This window comes from Coleofasciculus sp. B1-GNL1-01, assembly GCF_040220235.1.
Classification (GTDB): domain Bacteria; phylum Cyanobacteriota; class Cyanobacteriia; order Cyanobacteriales; family Coleofasciculaceae; genus Coleofasciculus.
In genome coordinates this window covers 1-17,352 of record NZ_JAVJTO010000121.1, presented here as the reverse complement: position 1 = coordinate 17,352, position 17,352 = coordinate 1, and the positions used below count along the sequence as shown (strand labels likewise).

Sequence of the window (17,352 nt, the reverse complement as noted above, 5' to 3'; positions counted from 1 at the left end):
CACCCTTGAGCAAAAGAGGGTCTCTAGGTAATGGTGTCTTAATGTTCAAAGATATCTCGATAGAGGAGCAAATCCAAAGACACCATCACGGATAACGCCTCAAAGCACTCTTGGGCAAGTTGCCAGCGCTCTTCTCGTTGCAACATAGTAATCAGTTTCTGCCGTACAGACAGCAAATAACGGACATCATTCGCTGCATACCGCAGTTGTTCATCGGAAAGGTTATTGGGATTCCCCCAATCTGAACTCTGGGAACTCTTATCCAGTTCCACCTGTTCGAGATCCATGACTAAATCCTTCAGCCCATGGCGGTTGGTATAGGTACGGGCAAGTTTACTGGCAATTTTTGTACAAAATACAGGCTGGACGTAGATGTCCAGATTTTGGCGTAAGATGGCGAGATCGAAACGGGCAAAGTGAAAGACTTTTAAGACGGTTTGGGCTTCCAGCAACTGCTTCAGATTGGGGGCTTCGGTTTGTTTTTTATCGATGCGGATCACCGTAACCCGGTCTTGGGGGTCACACAGTTGCACCAGACACAAGCGATCACGCTGATAGATTAGCCCCATGGTTTCTGTATCAACAGCAATCGCTTCGGCGTTGAGATAGGTCTTCAGCAGGGCGTCGGGAAGGTCGCGATCGCACACTTGAAATTCTGCCACGTCTTTCTCGATGGGTGGATGAGTCATCAGATATCTGAATTAGGAATTATCAATCATGAACAAATAACAAACTACTGCCGCTTGATGAAAATCTGGGTAAAGTAATAGTCTCCCTTGGCATTTTTACTCACGCCAATCCCGGTGACATCAAAATCCCCTTCAATATTTTTTCGATGTCCTGGGCTTTTTAACCAACCTTGTACCACCTGTGTCGCCGGGTCAGAATAGCCCTGATTATAGGCGACATTTTCCGCCGCTTGGCGATAGGACATGGATTGGGCGATCGCCCGGACTCGTTGTTCAAATCCCCCATGACCCAACGGGACGCGCCCGGTTGCCATTGCCTGACTGTGGCGTCTGGCTTCCTTGCTAATGCTTGCGTCTAAGGTTAATGGGGGCAGGTTTTGGGACTGGCGATATTGATTAATCTGTTGATGCACCAACCCTTCCCAATTGGTAAAATCACCGTCATTTTGCGGTTGAGACACAGTTGCCGGAGATTCGGATTGACTCATGGGGGTTGTCTTGAAACTCAACACCGAATCACAGCTACTGAGTCCTAACTTTAGCAGCAGGAATCCACTCATGACCAAAAGAGACGTTGACCGCACTGTTTAATCCTGGGAGTCTAACTGAATCAACTTACCAACGGTTTGTACATCTTTATCACCGCGACCCGAACAATTGATCACAATTTTAGGGCTACCCTGAAGTTGAGGACAGAGGGTTTCTAGATATGCGATCGCGTGGGCGGTTTCTAGGGCGGGAATAATCCCTTCGAGTTCCGATAACTGGCGAAACGCTGCGATCGCGTCTTGGTCGCTGACGCTATAGTATTCTGCTCGACCACTATCTTTCAAATAACTGTGTTCGGGTCCAACACCCGGATAATCGAGTCCCGCACTAACGGAATGGGCTTCCACCACTTGACCATCGGTATCTTGGAGTAAGTAGCTCATTGCCCCATGCAGTACACCGGGACGCCCTAAGGTTAGGGTAGCGGCGTGCTTGGTAGACGTAACACCTTCCCCAGCCGCTTCAACACCAATTAACCGCACGTTGGATTCGTTAACAAATTCATGGAAGAGTCCCATTGCATTGGAACCGCCACCGACACAAGCTAACAAGATATCCGGTAAGCCACCCCATTTCTCTTGACATTGGGTGCGGGTTTCTTGACCAATAATTGCCTGAAAGTCACGCACGAGCAAGGGATAGGGATGAGGACCGGCGACTGAACCGAGGATGTAATGGGTGGTTTCCACATTCGTTACCCAGTCGCGAATCGCTTCTGAGGTGGCATCTTTGAGCGTACCCGTTCCCGCCGCAACGGGTTGAACCTTTGCCCCCATCAGCCTCATGCGAAACACGTTCAGGGCTTGGCGTTCCATATCCTGAACACCCATATAGATAATGCATTCCAAGCCGAACCGCGCACAAACTGTTGCCGTTGCCACACCATGTTGACCTGCCCCAGTTTCTGCTATAATCCGCTTCTTGCCCATCCGCTTGGCTAATAAGACCTGGGCTAAGGCATTATTGATCTTATGAGCGCCGGTATGATTTAAGTCTTCCCGTTTCAAATAAATTTGCGCTCCACCGCCATCGGGTCTGGCATAGTGGGCGGTTAAACGTTCCGCAAAATATAGAGGACTAGGACGCCCGACATAATCACGTAATAACTGTTGCAATTCCTGCTGAAAATCGGGATGGTTGCGGTACTGTTTAAACGACTGCTCTAACTCGAACAGCGCTGGCATTAAAGTTTCCGGCACATACTTGCCGCCAAATTTGCCAAAACGCCCTAAGGCATCCGGTTGTTCGTTTACCACATCGGTAGAGGAGCGGGAATTAGGAAGGGGAGTTTGGGTCACAGAGCAAGATCGCCAACAACAACACCCACTCATTATAAATCGCGATCTGACCGGATCTGGCGATCGCGATTGAGTTCAACCGTTAATCGAGACAATAGTTGTAGGGGTTCAATTCACCAGCCATGTCTATTACAGGGTTTCTTTCGGATTTTTCTCTGCCGGAAATTTTTCGATTTATTGATCAGGGAAACAAAAGCGGCGTACTAATGCTGCGATCGCGATCGGAGTCAAGAGATGCGTCGTCTTACTATATTTGGGTAGAAAATGGGAATGTTATCACCGCCGCCAACCAATTGAACGATGAAGGGTTACTCTCGCTGATCCAGCAATACGAGTGGGTAAGTAACCGTGTTGTCACGAAACTGGCTCAGTTGTGTCCAGAAGATCAACCTCTGGGATTGTATCTGAAACAGCAAGGTGCATTGCGGGGTGAACAACTCGAACATTTGTTCCAAGTACAAGTCGTACAGCAACTGTGTTTAATCTTTCAACTCAAAGATGCTCACTTTAGATTTGAACAGAATACGCCGAGTCCAACACGAGAGATGACAGGCTTGCAGTCGCCCGCCAGGATTATCGAGGTTTTGTTCCAAAAACTCATTGTTTTAAGACAACTGTTTGTCGCTCGGCATCTGCGGCATAAACGTAATGGAAGTAGACTCTCAGAAAACTTTTGTCAGCAATTGGGATTGACGATGGATATTGCTTTTTTTCATTGCCTCAAGTTATCCTTGTTTGACACGAATTATACCTTAGCGGATTTAGCTAAAATTGTTGATATATACTATCGCCCTTATGACATTCCCAAATCAAAATTTTCAGCGGCAAAAGCTTTAGTTTAATTGAGCCTAGAAATCAATAAATGTCACTGACATAAGCTAGTTTGTAGTTGCGCTTCAGCGCCATCAACGCTGGTATTACCCACTACAAATCCTTAAGTCAGTGACATCCAGTTTAAGGTTCAGTGTATTCACAAAAAGTATTCAGTCCAATTTTGACGATATATTAAGACAATAATTGTTGCGATCGCAGGATCAATGGGTAATCCGTTTGCCCCAGCAATGCCGACGAGGGAGACAATCAACCCAGTGAGCAAAGGCGCACTATCTGGTTTCTTTGTGTATTCTTTGACTTTACCACGAAAGCCATCATCACCGCAGAGTTCTTTGCGGAGTTCGCCCAACATTACCTTCCAGAGGGATTTGCGCTTACTGGGATCTTTTTCAAACATTTGCGGATCATTTTTTTCCGCCCACAGTTCATCAAAACTGGCATCAAGTCTGCCCTGATTTTTTTCAAGTATGGCAAATGCTTCTTGCGCGGGTTCGTAATCCTGCAATAGCTGCTGTTTGGCGTTGATTTCATCTGAGGTTAATTTTGGTTCCATGGTATACCTCGTCGGAATGTTGGAGCATCATCTTCGTTATTATCTCGTTCCCAGGATGGGATTACCGTGCTAGGCGGATGAGCGGATTACACCATCACATCACTGGAAAATAAATTGCTCACCCTCACCCATAACCGGGAATAAATTTCCACCAATGATAACATCTTGATTGGATTTATTGCCATGCTGTCACAGCCTCTGAAATAAATTTCCACCACGTTAACATATTGACTGGAACTTATTGTCACGCCGTCACACCGCATTGAAATCAATTTAAAGGCTCATAGCGCAAGTCTGTTAAAACGAACTAAACAATACATAATTATTCCTCGCTTTCTTCACTTGCTGCCTGAATTGCTGAACGTAGCTCTTCTGGACACTCCTCACCTGTCACCTCTCGCCAAACCGCCTCAAACTTACTATTTCCCAACACTTTAATCATTCGACCTAAATTCCAGATATCTGAACTAATCAATTCTCGAAAACAAAATTCTGCTCTATTATGTTGGCTATCAATTATAAAGAGCCGTATGTAAACTATTAAAGCTTCAAACTCCTCTCTTTTAGCCTCTAAAATTTCGCCTATTTCAACCAGCGTTGCTGCTACTTTAAACCAATCTTTTGCCGCAGCCCTTATTTCAAGAGCTTTTTTAAAATATGCCTCTGCCTCATCGATTTCCCCTTGTGCTTTCGCTACTTCGCCTAATCCCTGATATTCATCTGAAGCATTTTGCCAATCCTGCTTATCTTCATATATTTGGAGGGCTTTGTTGTAATAATTTCTTGCATCCTCCAAATATCCTTGTTTCTTTTTTACCTCTCCCAACTCGTGGAAAAGACCAGCAGCAAAGTAAGCATGCCCTAATTGTTTACAAATATGGAGAGCTTTTTCATACTTAACAATGGCTTGAGCAAAATTTCCTTTATATCGTGCTATTATACCCATTTCCTGGTAAATACCGATAAGTCTATGAAAATCTCCAGTATCTTGATAAATGTTAAAACTATTTTGGTAGTAGCCAATTGCAGTTTCAAAATCCCATTTTTGTCGTGCAGTCACTCCTAGTTCGTAATAAATCGCAGCTTTCTGAGAAGAATTACCTACATCTTTATAAATTTTCAGCGCACTTTGATAATAGTTAAAAGCTGCATCAAAATCACGATTTTCTCGTGCTATTGTACCTAAATTGACATAGGCAATCGCAATTTCGCCAATGACAGATGAGTCATTTAACGCTGTGTATGCATCTAGAATTTCTTGATGAATCACTCTAGCTTCCCCAATTTCACCCCGTCGAAGCGCTTCTAGAGCATCAGCACTTTTTAATAGTGTCCAAAATCCAAAAGCACCTTCATCCTTTGCCTTAACCTCCACCAAGTTTATACCAATTTGAGCAAGCGCCCTTTCTCGCAATAATCGATATTCTGCAAAAAAACCGAGGATATCATAAACTTGACCTAAAGCTCTTAAAATTCCTGCGGCTGCATCCCAAGCCTTTTGGTTTTGTGCAAATCGCAAATATTGCAATAGGTTTGGCTCTTCAATTAATAAGACTGTAGTTGCTCTATCTGCATTGCCTTGGTATTGTATGTCATGAGCCGCAGCTACTATTAAGTATAAAAGCAGCAACTTTTTTTCAATTTTGCTAAGTTCCTCAAGATTGTAATGTTGAGATAACTGTTGACGCAGATACCAAGGTAGAGCAGGGTGAATTTTATAAATACCGTCAGCCAGATTTTCTAAAATACCTGCTTCTACTGCCTCGTTTAGAATTTTTAACCAATCCTCTATTTCTAGGTTTTCCCCAAAGATAGCCTGATATGTATGCCTAAAATCCAGCAAATTCACGAAGCCACAATCTTTAAAGAGATAAGAGAGTGTATAAATATTAACTCGCTCAGAGAATAGACCTAAAAAGGGCAAATGCCGACGGCATCTGTCAGATAACTTGGCAAACGAATAATCCAGCGACAGCCTGAGAGATTTATCCCGCCCTTCTTCCTCTGCTCCCTGGAAGGCATCGAGTCCCTGCCGCCAAGCATCAATCACTTGCTGAACATTCTGCTTCTTGAGGTTGGGCAATACAACCCGTAAAGAGAAAGGATGTCCCCCCAACAATTTCAGCAACTCCAGATACTCAGAAGACAGTTCCGCCCTATCTATCCCTGCCGTTTGCAGAATCTGCGCCGCCAACTCCTCCACATCCTGCTCGCGCAGTCCCCGTAAATCCACTAACCTGTAACCACAATCCAGCCAACGCTCCTCTCGGCGACTGGTAATCAATACCCAAGACTTCCCGCCGCGCAAATCTTTGAGAAACCGTTGCAAATTGTCTCGCTCACTCGCATTCAACAACGGCTCATTCCCCGCAGGAAACCCCGCCACAGGCTCAAAGTTGTCCCAAATCAACAGACTTTGCTGAGTTTTCAGATATTTCAGTACAGCTTGCTGTTGTTGCTCTGCCCGATACTGGGAAAACTTGTCGCCCCAAACTTCCCTTCCCACTTGATTCACTACATTACTCAGCGTCGCCCCATGCTCAAACGACATGAAGAACATCTTGCCAGTACGTCCCTGAGTCTCCTCTAGCCACCGAGCAAAGCCACAAGCTAACTCAGTTTTGCCCACGCCAGCCATGCCTTGCAACAGCACGATATTGTTTTGGCGAAATGCCCGCTCTAACCGCAAAATATCGTAGTCTCGCCCAATAAAGCCGTAAGCCCCCTCCTCTGGGAACCCCACCAAATTGCTAACCGTTGGCTCTAAGAAATCCTCAATATCCAGAACATCTGCATCTGTAGTTGAGGGAATAAACGGCTGGTAGGATTCCTGCTGATATAGCACGGGCACCAGCCAATCTTGCAGAGGCTTATCGCCCTTGGGACTAGGGCGCTGCGGCTTATTCAAAACGTCCTTTCGCCCCGCCGCCACAGCACTGTCGAGACTCGCACCCGCCGCCAACTCCCCATACAACCGCCCCATGAAATGTTTAGCGGCTTGGGCATAGACAGAATACGCCATTGCCACCACACCCTTAGCCCCCAAAGATACCAAGCGCGTCGCCACAGAAGAAAACTTTTCCTCTCCCTCCTGCGCCGATTTGCAAGCATTCAAGACAAAAATCGGCACGCGGCAATCTGCCAAATTCTGAGCAATCTGTGCCGCCGTAACAATATCGGGCGAACCATCATTCTTTTCAAACACCAACACTCCCTGCCCCGCAGCCCCCAAAGTATGCTGAAATCCGATGCTGTTGGCGTCAAAATCCCCATGTCCATCAAAATGAACGATGTGATAAAACCCGCGATTGGCATTCAGTTCTCGCTCGAACTGCTCAAAGCTGGGTGGACGCAACACTTTGAGATTGACTTTTTGGCGAATATTTGATAATGCTTCCAGCAACGGACGGGCAATGGTTCTCAGCCCAATATCAGTTTCACCATAAGGACGGGCAATCACCAGCAAAATATTCAGCTTATCCTGGGGTAAATCACCCATTTCTGCCCGGACAGCATACTCGCTGAGACTGCGAGACATCCCTGCTAAAGAGGGTGCGAGAAATTGGCGATCGCTCGGCGAGTACAATAACTCCCAAGGCAAATTCAGCACCTCTGGACTATCGGATGTAATCACCAGTTCGCACTGATTCAACCCTTCGTAAGTCGCCGCCTGAAAAAATTGCCGCGCTTGCTCACTACTGCGAAAGACTAATTCAAACAACTGCTCTCCCCAATATTGAAACTTTTGCTCAATCTTGGCGGCATGATCTGGATAAATGCCATAGGGAAAACGCAAATACTCTTCTAGATACCAGCGCAAGTCAACTAAAGCTTGCTTGTCAAAGGGATGTGTAAATGTTACTGATGGCGCAGGGCGAGGATTAGATTGTCCGCGTTGCCAGGAAAGTTGAATCGAATCACCTTGATGATTAATCCGCAAACAATTTCTCGCCATTTCTACTCTCGCTTGGTACTGACTACATTTTAAGTCATCTTCTTCTGAATCCTTTAGTCTGTGACAGGTTGATTCCAGATAGGGGACAAGATGCGATCACTTGCTTGCGGAAATATCATCAAATAACAGGAAATTTTACCTTTTCCGGTCTAAAATACGAGTCCAGTAATTGAAATCGATGCTAGATTTTCTCGAAAATGTAACACAAGCTACAAAACCATTCCTTTTATGACGAAGGGCGGTTTTCTTGAGATCCTCCCACGGACGTGAGTATCCGTGATACAAGAAAGAAACAACAACCTGTAGGGGCGACCCGCTTAGCCTAATTACCAACACCAGTCCACTCAGTTGACTCGGGTCGCCTATTCCCCCTACCTTTATGTAAAAGGGTATTTCTTAGGAGGTTATTGGTCGATACTAAAATTAAATAGTTTAGTATCTTGACAAGCACTCCAATAATCCTTACCTTGGAGCTGCCTCAGGTTATCGTCTAACGCTTGAACCACCTGATTCAAAGACATTTGTTTGTAATAGCGGAAATTCTCGATAAATATTTTGTCATCCAAACTAAGTTGACTATAGCTTTGATATAATAAAGCATGATATCTGGCGGTAGCAGCTTGGAGTAATTGTTTATAGGTATCTTCAGGCATAACTTTAGAGGGGTAGACCAACTTCACGTTCTCAGTAATTGATTTTATTTTGACCGATAACAATTAACAATCGCCTCAGTCTTCATACGGATTTTTGAGTCGGCATAATGTCTCAAAGAAAGAGATTTACGCGATCCCACGGAATCAAGGTGTCTCACATGTTAAGCTATCGAAAGAAAAATCCTGGCAGCGAGAGATAGCTACCAGGGAACTGCATCTACAACTGAGAGTTTGCTTCCTTGTCCTTGCTTTTTAAGCATAGTTCCTGACTCGAGGAGTTAGAATCCGTGAAATTGCGGAATTTTTGCGATCGCTTCTGCCCAGATTACCGAGAAGTACTTAGGGCTTGCTGCACAAAGTCAGGGCGGGTTTTGCACAAACGTTACCATCAATAGCTAAAAGCAGGTTCCTAAACCCGCCCCTACAAAAATCTTCCCTCTATGCTGAGGTATTATTCATGAAACTCAACATTCTGACTATTCTCTTGCTTCTAACGCCCTTTTGGGTAGCCACTCCTCTAAACGCGGAAAATCCTGACCATCTGAAACAGTTACAAGACACGGGCGAATGTTCTACCTGTGACTTAACTAATGCCGATCTGAGTAATACTAACTTGAGTCAAAGTATCTTGACTTATGCCGACTTGAGTCAAGCCAACCTTACCCAAGCGACTCTCAGTGATGCTAATCTCAAATATGCTGACCTGATTAATGCTAACCTCAGCAACGCTGACTTAAAAAATGCTGATCTAACTCGCGCCTTTCTCGGTGGTGCAGATCTCACGGCTGCGGATCTCAGAGAAGCTAACTTCAAAGCGGCTAACCTAAGTAATGCTATTCTCATTGGTGCGAACTTAACCCAAACGCTGTTAAGTTTAGCCAACTTGAGTGAAGCCAATCTGTCTCAATCGATTCTCACTCTAGCGGAACTCAGAGGCGCTGATCTCAGACGTGCCAATCTAGATAAAGCTAGACTCAATGGTGCTAATCTGAAAGCCGCTAATCTTAGAGAAGCGAACCTGAGTAATGCCAGACTTAATAACGCGAATTTAAATGGCGCTTACCTCAGAGGGGCTAATTTGAGTAATAGCTTTTTGACTAATGCTGATTTGCGCGAAGCAAACCTCTGGGAGGTTGACCTGAGTCGTACTAATTTACAAGATGCTGATTTAACTGGTGCAGTATTTTGTAATACTACTCTACCCGATAGAACTATTTCTAATCGCGATTGTCCCTAATTTGGCGCAGGGCATTGCTGACAGTTAAGCTATAACCCTTGCCAATCCTAATTTTCAGCGAGGGTGCCCCAGCTTCCCCAGCTCCCCCAGCTTCCCCTACTCCCCCAGCTCCCCCAGCTTCCCCAGCTTCCCCTACTCCCCCTGCTTCCCCTACTCCTAAGTTGACACCAACGCCTACCCCCTTACCCTATTTCCCGAATCACCACTAAACTTTATCCTGATAGAGATAAGCATCAAATAACAGGAGACAGTTTTGGTTACCACCTCGTCCTGGACAACTACGAAATCAGAAGAAATTTTCCAAACTGCCCAAAACCTGATGCCGGGGGGTGTCAGTTCACCGGTTCGGGCATTTAAGTCTGTTGGCGGACAACCCATTGTATTTGACCGGGTTAAGGGTGCCTACGTATGGGATGTCGATGGCAATCAGTACATTGACTATGTTGGCACTTGGGGACCCGCCATTTGCGGTCATACCCACCCAGAGGTCATTTCCGCCCTGCACGACGCCCTCGAAAAAGGCACAAGCTTCGGCGCTCCTTCTGCGCTAGAGAACGTTTTAGCCTCCATGGTGATTGAAGCCGTTCCCAGTATCGACATGGTGCGGTTTGTCAATTCCGGTACGGAAGCTTGTATGGCAGTCATTCGCCTGATGCGTGCCTTTACAGGCAGAGATAAAATTATCAAATTCTCTGGCTGTTACCATGGTCACGCCGATATGCTGCTCGTGCAAGCCGGTTCTGGGGTTGCTACCCTTGGCTTACCTGACTCTCCCGGTGTGCCTAAATCGGCAACAAGTAGTACCCTGACTGCCATTTACAACGATTTGGAATCCGTCAAATCTCTCTTTGAAGCCAATCCAGATAGTATTGCTGGGGTGATTCTTGAACCCGTAGTTGGTAACTCTGGTTTTGTTCCCCCTGATGCTGGATTCCTGGAAGGCTTACGCTTGATTACGCAGGAACATGGTGCGCTGTTAGTCTTTGACGAAGTGATGACGGGGTTCCGGATTGCCTACGGCGGCGCTCAAGAAAAATTTGGCGTCACTCCCGATTTAACCACATTAGGTAAAGTGATTGGTGGGGGTTTACCCGTGGGTGCTTATGGGGGACGTAAAGATATCATGTCCATGGTTGCACCTGCTGGTCCGATGTACCAAGCCGGCACCCTTTCCGGTAATCCCCTAGCGATGACGGCTGGGATTAAAACCCTAGAGTTATTGCAAAAACCGGGAACTTACGAACAGCTTGACAAAATCACCAAAAAGCTGTCCGAGGGGTTATTACAAATTGCCAAAGAAACCGGACATCCTGCTTGCGGTGGACAAATTAGTGCCATGTTTGGCATGTTCTTCACCGTCGGTCCTGTGCGTAATTACGACGATGCCAAAAAGTCGGATTTAGCCAAGTTCAGCCGCTTCCATCGCGGCATGTTAGAACGGGGAATTTATCTGGCACCGTCCCAGTTTGAGGCAGGATTTACCTCCTTGGCGCACACCGATGAGGATATTGACCGCACGCTAGAAGCCGCGCGGGAGGTTATGTCAAGTCTGTAGGGATAAGATTAGTTTGCCATAAGCTTGAGGTAGGGACACGACATGTCGTGTCCCTACAGATGGTCGTTCAACGGTAAACCTAAACAGGAGCAGGTGAATGAATAACCAGATGGTCAAAGCAGCACAAGAACGACTGAAACTCTCGATTATGAGTTATCAGCAACAGCCTGTTGGCACTGTCGCCTCTAAGGAACCTGTTCCCCAAGAAGAACAACTTAATTATGGTCACTGCTTTGTCCGCGATTTTATCCCATCGGGACTGGCGTTTCTCATGCAAGGGGAGCGGGAAATTGTCCGCAACTTTTTGGAATTCACCCTCGGCTTACAGTCGGATAAACTATGGACAAAAGACGGTGAAGGCTTATTTGCCCAAGTGAGGAAAACCTGGCAAGGCAAAGAACTGCTCATTGATGGGATTCGCTTGGGAGAAGGCTTAATGCCTGCTAGTTTTGAGGTGACATCAACTCAAAACATTGAGCCAGATTTTGGTCAACGGGCAATTGGTAGAGTTACGCCTGTTGATTCGGGGTTGTGGTGGATTATTCTCTTGCGGGCGTATGAAAAAGCGTGTCAAATCGCCAATCGACCTGATGAAAGTATTGTCCATCGGTTGGAATTCCAACGCGGTATCCAGTTAATTCTGGATATTTGCTTAAGCCAGCGCTTCGATATGACTCCCACCTTATTAGTTCCCGAAGCCGCATTTATGATTGACCGTCGCATGGCGGTTTATGGACATCCGTTGGAAATTCAGGCGTTATTTCATCAAGCTTTATATGCGGCTCGTCACTAACTATCTGATTCAAAATCCGGAGCATTTGAATTTAATCAGTTTTAATGATAATCCCAAAGCAATAATGGATTAGATTAGTTTCGGAGTATAGCACTACGCAGACACGTTAGGAAAAATTAAGAAAAAGCCAAAATCGCTCAATCCCCTGATTTAGTAAGCTTTTTTATTTATAGCAGTCGCCAGGGTCATTAGGACATAAAATGAATGCCGTGTATTTTTTTGAGGCAAGTTTAGTGTCCTAACCGTTGTGGCGGTTGCTATACTATTGCCTATTGCCTGGCGCGTAGCGCTATAAGGGATGTAAGCCTAAACATTGTTGAGGTTAATCGATAAATTTAGGTTGGGATTAGGGCGGGTTTCGTTGTTTGGTTTGAGGTGGGTTTCCTGATTTAATTCCTAAACCCGCCCCTACATTTTTACGCCAACTTGCGGATTCTATCGATAATTTGTAAATTGCAGCGCCACAGGCAATTCCTCTTGTTTCAAGCGCTGAATAATTTGTTGTAAATCATCTTTGGATTTACTTGTCACTCTAACCGCATCGCCTTGAATCGAGGCTTGTACTTTTTTGAATTCGTCCCGAATCAGTTTGGCGATTTTTTTGCCAATATCTTGACTAATTCCTTTTTGCAGTTTAATTTCTTGGCGTACTCGATTACCACTCGCTGATTCAACTTTGCCGTAGTCGAAAATTTTCGGGGAGAGTTTACGCTTGGTGGCTTTGGTGAGCATAATGCTATGTACGGTATCGAGGGTGAATTCGCTGTCGGTATTCACGGTAATGGTGTCATCCCCCAAGTCAACCGTTGTCTTCGTGTCTTTCAAGTCATAACGGTTACTAATTTCGCGATTGGTTTGGTCTAAGGCGTTCACCAACTCTTGTCGGTCAAAATCACTGACGATATCAAATGAATAGGTTGAAGCCATAATCTAATGATGTGAGCGCATTCAGAAGGTACAGTTATCTTCTTATACCGCTAAACCTAGCCGCTTTCAACATTGAAAAGGTTTTAAGCTGTGTCTATCTACTGCTCTACATTTCCCCCTCATCCCCTAACCCCTTCTCCCACCGTGGGGAGAAGGGGAACCAGATTCTCTTGCTCCCCTCTCCCGTGCAACAAAAGTGAGTGAAACATCCTTAGTCCTCCCCCGTGCAAAAAAAGCGAAGCATACTCTGTTATCCCCTCTGCGAGGGGGAAAGAGGGGCTGGGGGTGAGGGGTTTTAAGTTGACACCAATGGGCACTGCCGTGCCCCTACTATATGGGGAATTGTTCTCTCCCAGCCCCCCCAGCTTCCCTATTCCCTACAGTATTGGACTTAGAGTTTCTTATCCCGATCGCGGCGACGGCGATCGCGCCATTCAACGGCGGTTAAGTAAACGACACCCCCCGTCACCAGGAGTAAGAGTCCAGCCGCCGCTAAAAATATGACGGTAAAAACAGAACCTTCCACAATCTCTCTAGAACCCGTTACGCGCCCAGACTACCATCGCAATCGACCAAGTGAACAGAACCAGAGTGGCGACCCAGCCTAATGACAAAATATCCATCGTGCTTTATGAGTAATAGTTAAGAAATGACTCCAACGTTTATGATAATTCAATTTGAACCGTCTTTGACCCTGAGGCTCGAAAGTCGTGAACTCTTCCTTTGACCCAACTGACGCCGAACGGCTCGAATCCCTGAAAGCAGCTATCCTGGGGGGATTATCCCTAGCCTTAACCTATTGTGCGATCGCGCTGTTGCACTCACTGCTTCTATCCACCCCGTCCCCTGCCCTCAGCTTACTGGATGTCCGGGCTAATATAACCCTATTGATCAAAGTCGCGATCGCGTTTTTGTCCGGCTTTTTGTTTGGCGTCACCTACCGCTACGCCATCCGGGATGACCAAAATCCCCAACTGAAAGCGGGAGTCGTGTTAGCGTTTGGTTTGGTACGGGGTTTGGCGGTAATAGAGGGACAGCCGGATATCACCGATACCTTTTGGGTTTGGGGTATCTTAGTCATCGAGAGTCTGATCGAATTTGCGATCGCCCGTTTTACTCTCGATTGGGCAATTCAGCGCCATTGGATCAAACCCTTCACGTCAAGCTGAGTTCCTCAAACTCTGGATACCCATACATCTGCATCCGATCAATAGCGGCGAGGACTTTATTATTTGCCGCCTCTGAGAACAAGCACTGACAAACTAACTGGGCGACATCGGCGCGATGAATCGTTCCCGCCACCTTTTGATTTTCTGTCACCACACCCGTTCCGGTTGCAGGTTCTGACTTCAACCCACCGGGTCGAATCACAGTATAGGTCAGTCCGCTATCCTTCAAATAGTTCTCTGCTTGTTCTTTTTCAATGAGTACAGGCTTCAACGTGGTCAACGCTTGGGGGGGTAAGGCGATCGCACTCTCACCACTCCCAATCGAGGAAATTAGGATAAACTTTTGTACCTTAGCCTTGAGTGCCGCATCAATTAAATGCTTGTTGCCCAAAAAATCCGATCGTTGACCCTCTTTGGGTAAGCCGCCTATCGTACTAATCACCGCCTGAATCGGTTGATCTCCCAGCATGGCTTGTTCAACCGTTACCGCATCTAGGGCATCTCCCATCACCACCTGAATCCCCATCGCTTCTAACTCGGCGCGAGAGTCTGGGGAACGCAACAGGGCTTTAACCTTCTGGTTTTGCTCAACCAGGTATTTGGCGATTTCTCGACCCACCCCGCGACTAGCGCCTGCCAGAAAAATATAAGACTTATCTGTTTCAATCATCTGTCCTTCCTTAGAGAAAATTCGTTTCCTGTTTTCACTTTAATTTCACAATTGCCCATTATCTTAAAAATAACTGCGACCAATTGGAGAATAATCGAGTTATCGGGTGTAACTAGCGCTTTGATCTAAGCAAAATCTTGACAAAATTAGGCTCTGCCCTAAAATTTAGATAAATTCCGGCAATTTTCGTGGACATTCTCACGAAAACTTCGGTAAAGTGAAGATTCAAGAAAAAGCGCCACTGAATTAAGCTGTTAATTCAGCAACGCCTGACAAATTGAGTTTTCTAGTCCTGGCAAAAATTATAACAAATTGTGACGGCAAAGGCTTAACTGTCCTTTTGCCGTCATAGTTGTTGGTTGTCTTTTGTCTGACGTTTTCTGGTTAACACTACATCCAGATTAACTACCCCTTTTTGGTGGAGTAAGGGTTTGGTAACCAAACCCCTACTAAACACCATACCCCCGTGCAGACGCCCATTGTGCAATATCTTGACGCTGAATTGCAGCAGCCATTAAATCAGGAAACTGGTCAGGCGTGCAAGCCATGGCTGGGATACCCAATCCGGCAAGTTTTTCGGCTATCCAATGATCATACATGGGCGCACCTTCATCATTGAGGGCAAGCAGTGTGATCAATTGAACTCCTAATCCCACCAATGCCGCCACGCGCTTAAGCATTTCTTCCCGGTTTCCCCCTTCATATAGGTCACTAATTAACACTAAAATAGTGTCCTGAGGACGACGCACCAGTCCTTGGCAGTAGGTGAGGGCGCGGTTAATATCGGTTCCGCCTCCCAGTTGAGTACCAAAGAGTAAGTCTACGGGATCTGGCGCGGCGTCGGTTAAGTCTACAACCGACGTATCAAATACGACAATTCGGGTTTGTACTGCCCTGAGAGAGGCTAGCACCGCCCCAAAGATTCCCGCATAGACGACAGACGTTGCCATAGAACCACTTTGGTCGATACAGAGGATAATATCTTGTAAAGAACTGCGTTTGTGTCCGTAGCCGATTAGGGTTTCAGGGATAATTGTGCCGTATTTAGGTTGATAATGTTTTAGGTTAGCCCGGATAGTGCGGTTCCAGTCGATTTCGTTATGGCGGGGACGGCGGTTGCGAATGGCACGGTTGAGGCTACCGATTATGGCTTGGCGGGTGGGGTTGGTTAATTTACGCTGCAATTGTTCAACCACTTGACGCACCACACGGCGGGCGGTTTCTTGGGTTTTGCTGGGCATAATGCTACTAAGGGATAGTAGATTTGCCACGAGATGAACATCCGGTTCAATGGCTTCTAGCAGTTCCGGTTCCAGCAGCATCTGTTGCAGGTTAAGGCGTGCCATTGCATCTTTTTGCATCACCTGTACGACTGATGAGGGGAAATAGGTGCGAATGTCGCCTAACCAACGGGCAATATTGGGGGAAGAACTCCCAAGTCCACCACGGCGGTCAGAATCGTAGAGGGCGCTGAGGGCATTATCAATGGCTTGATCCGTTGGATTGAGGGTAAAGGAATCTGCGGCTTCTCCCTGACCATTCTCCTGACAAATACCATCGGCGTCTCCACCGCCTAAGAGAAGTCGCCAACGGCGTAGGCGTTCTGGCTGGGTCATCGTTTCTAGTAGCAATTACCGGATGCTGATTGAGTTATTGTATCGGATTGAGTGGAGAAAAGCTGTGCGATCGTGTAAATCACCCTCTAATCATTAACTCAGTTGCTGCGTTTGTTAGTCATTCTCTCCTTTATCGTCGCTAACCTCGTCTTCATCATCAAGGTTTTTACCAGTCTTTGTTTGCAACTCGGCATAAAGACGTTCTAGCCTTGCCCTTCTATTGCTTAGCTGTTTGAGTCGGTTGTTATGGAATTCTATTTGCGAACTGTGATATACGGTTAACTGGTCATTTTCATCAATCAGTTCGCGGATGATTCCCCCAGCAGTAGTTCCTCTGTGAGTATCGCCGAATCGATCCGTATTTCTCCTCTGGCTAGTCTCTGCACTAACTGAGATCTCGACATTCCCAGAGCTTTGGCTTTCTGACGGAATAATTCCCAGTCCCTCGGTTCGAGTCTCAATGTCACCGTCTTGGTGTTCCTGTCTGATTTTGGTCTACCGCGCTTGTTAGTCATTCTCCTTCCTCATCGCCAACTTCGTCTTCCTCGTCGCCGTCTTCACTGGTTTTTTGCTGCAAATCCCGGTATAGCTGTTGAAGACAGCTAAGCCGCGCCCTCAATCGAGGTAACTTTTGTTCCAGATATGCCAATTCCTCTTGGGTTTCCAAGATTAATTGGCTGAGGATTCCCCCAGATATTTCGCCTTTTGAAACCCTTGTAAGTCTTGTGGATTTTGGACTCTGGATATTTGGGTGATCAGTTCCGTGCGGGTCATTCCCAGACTGGCTGCTAGCTGATTGAGGTTTTCCCAATCCTGGGGTTCAAGCCGTATCCCGACGCTGATCGTCTTCCGGT

The 17,352-nt window shown here is 46.3% G+C and carries 18 protein-coding genes and 1 pseudogene; 5 read left to right on the top strand and 14 right to left on the bottom strand.

The window, feature by feature from the left end; translation table 11 throughout:
* Positions 1-38: 38 nt before the first annotated feature.
* The 3 genes from RID53_RS29445 to trpB are packed head-to-tail and all read right to left on the bottom strand — an operon-like array spanning position 39 to position 2,536.
* On the bottom strand, positions 39-689 hold the full coding sequence (locus RID53_RS29445) for a ribonuclease H-like domain-containing protein (protein WP_446375287.1): 651 nt from the start codon (positions 687-689) through the stop codon (positions 39-41).
* Between the two features lie 44 nt (positions 690-733).
* Positions 734-1,273 (bottom strand): CAP domain-containing protein, encoded by a 540-nt coding sequence (locus RID53_RS29440; protein WP_446391476.1) that lies wholly within the window; start codon positions 1,271-1,273, stop codon positions 734-736.
* 3 nt (positions 1,274-1,276) lie between these two features.
* Positions 1,277-2,536: a tryptophan synthase subunit beta gene (gene trpB / locus RID53_RS29435; RefSeq protein WP_446374078.1), complete on the bottom strand. Its 1,260-nt coding sequence runs from the start codon at positions 2,534-2,536 to the stop codon at positions 1,277-1,279.
* 122 nt (positions 2,537-2,658) lie between these two features.
* Between trpB and RID53_RS29430 the strand changes: the two genes are divergently transcribed.
* On the top strand, positions 2,659-3,378 hold the full coding sequence (locus RID53_RS29430) for a DUF4388 domain-containing protein (protein WP_446391475.1): 720 nt from the start codon (positions 2,659-2,661) through the stop codon (positions 3,376-3,378).
* 112 nt (positions 3,379-3,490) lie between these two features.
* On the opposite strand, the pseudogene RID53_RS29425 reads toward RID53_RS29430, so the two are convergent.
* The 3 genes and pseudogenes from RID53_RS29425 to RID53_RS29415 form a co-directional block, all read right to left on the bottom strand.
* A pseudogene (locus RID53_RS29425) lies at positions 3,491-3,923 on the bottom strand (hypothetical protein).
* A 322-nt stretch (positions 3,924-4,245) separates the two neighbouring features.
* The gene (locus RID53_RS29420; protein WP_446391474.1) at positions 4,246-7,878 is read right to left on the bottom strand and encodes a tetratricopeptide repeat protein; all 3,633 of its coding nucleotides are present in this window, start codon (positions 7,876-7,878) and stop codon (positions 4,246-4,248) included.
* A gap of 404 nt (positions 7,879-8,282) precedes the next feature.
* A complete protein-coding gene (locus RID53_RS29415) occupies positions 8,283-8,558 on the bottom strand; it encodes a hypothetical protein (RefSeq protein WP_446391473.1) in 276 nt (91 codons plus the stop codon).
* A gap of 430 nt (positions 8,559-8,988) precedes the next feature.
* On the opposite strand from RID53_RS29415, the gene RID53_RS29410 reads away from it, so the two are divergent.
* From RID53_RS29410 to RID53_RS29400, 3 genes are all read left to right on the top strand, one after another.
* Positions 8,989-9,768 (top strand): pentapeptide repeat-containing protein, encoded by a 780-nt coding sequence (locus tag RID53_RS29410; RefSeq protein WP_446391472.1) that lies wholly within the window; start codon positions 8,989-8,991, stop codon positions 9,766-9,768.
* A 253-nt stretch (positions 9,769-10,021) separates the two neighbouring features.
* Positions 10,022-11,323, top strand: a complete 1,302-nt coding sequence (gene hemL / locus RID53_RS29405; protein ID WP_446391471.1) for a glutamate-1-semialdehyde 2,1-aminomutase — start codon at positions 10,022-10,024, stop codon at positions 11,321-11,323.
* A gap of 97 nt (positions 11,324-11,420) precedes the next feature.
* The gene (locus RID53_RS29400) at positions 11,421-12,116 is read left to right on the top strand and encodes a glycoside hydrolase 100 family protein (protein ID WP_446391470.1); all 696 of its coding nucleotides are present in this window, start codon (positions 11,421-11,423) and stop codon (positions 12,114-12,116) included.
* Positions 12,117-12,551: 435 nt separating this feature from the next.
* Here RID53_RS29400 and RID53_RS29395 read toward each other — a convergent pair whose 3' ends face one another.
* The 3 genes from RID53_RS29395 to petN form a co-directional block, all read right to left on the bottom strand.
* A complete protein-coding gene (locus tag RID53_RS29395; RefSeq protein WP_446391469.1) occupies positions 12,552-13,043 on the bottom strand; it encodes a YajQ family cyclic di-GMP-binding protein in 492 nt (163 codons plus the stop codon).
* A gap of 391 nt (positions 13,044-13,434) precedes the next feature.
* Complete coding sequence (locus tag RID53_RS29390; RefSeq protein WP_006098154.1) at positions 13,435-13,569, bottom strand: hypothetical protein; 135 nt, start codon at positions 13,567-13,569, stop codon at positions 13,435-13,437.
* 7 nt (positions 13,570-13,576) lie between these two features.
* On the bottom strand, positions 13,577-13,666 hold the full coding sequence (gene petN / locus RID53_RS29385; RefSeq protein ID WP_071777176.1) for a cytochrome b6-f complex subunit PetN: 90 nt from the start codon (positions 13,664-13,666) through the stop codon (positions 13,577-13,579).
* Positions 13,667-13,753: 87 nt separating this feature from the next.
* Between petN and RID53_RS29380 the strand changes: the two genes are divergently transcribed.
* Positions 13,754-14,212, top strand: a complete 459-nt coding sequence (locus tag RID53_RS29380) for a hypothetical protein (protein WP_446391468.1) — start codon at positions 13,754-13,756, stop codon at positions 14,210-14,212.
* On the opposite strand, the gene RID53_RS29375 is transcribed toward RID53_RS29380, so the two are convergent.
* The 5 genes from RID53_RS29375 to RID53_RS29355 form a co-directional block, all read right to left on the bottom strand.
* Positions 14,199-14,882 (bottom strand): SDR family oxidoreductase, encoded by a 684-nt coding sequence (locus RID53_RS29375; RefSeq protein WP_446391467.1) that lies wholly within the window; start codon positions 14,880-14,882, stop codon positions 14,199-14,201. The genes RID53_RS29380 and RID53_RS29375 overlap by 14 nt on opposite strands.
* A 449-nt stretch (positions 14,883-15,331) precedes the next feature.
* Positions 15,332-16,498, bottom strand: a complete 1,167-nt coding sequence (locus RID53_RS29370) for a VWA domain-containing protein (protein ID WP_446391466.1) — start codon at positions 16,496-16,498, stop codon at positions 15,332-15,334.
* 299 nt (positions 16,499-16,797) lie between these two features.
* Positions 16,798-17,013 carry a hypothetical protein gene (locus tag RID53_RS29365; RefSeq protein ID WP_446391465.1) on the bottom strand — a complete coding sequence of 72 codons (216 nt, stop codon included), beginning with the start codon at positions 17,011-17,013 and terminating at the stop codon, positions 16,798-16,800.
* Positions 17,010-17,165: a hypothetical protein gene (locus RID53_RS29360; protein WP_446391464.1), complete on the bottom strand. Its 156-nt coding sequence runs from the start codon at positions 17,163-17,165 to the stop codon at positions 17,010-17,012. The genes RID53_RS29365 and RID53_RS29360 overlap by 4 nt, the downstream gene beginning before the upstream one ends.
* Before the next feature lie 2 nt (positions 17,166-17,167).
* Positions 17,168-17,352 (bottom strand): hypothetical protein (locus RID53_RS29355; RefSeq protein WP_446391463.1); only part of this gene is annotated, 185 nt, incomplete at its 5' end.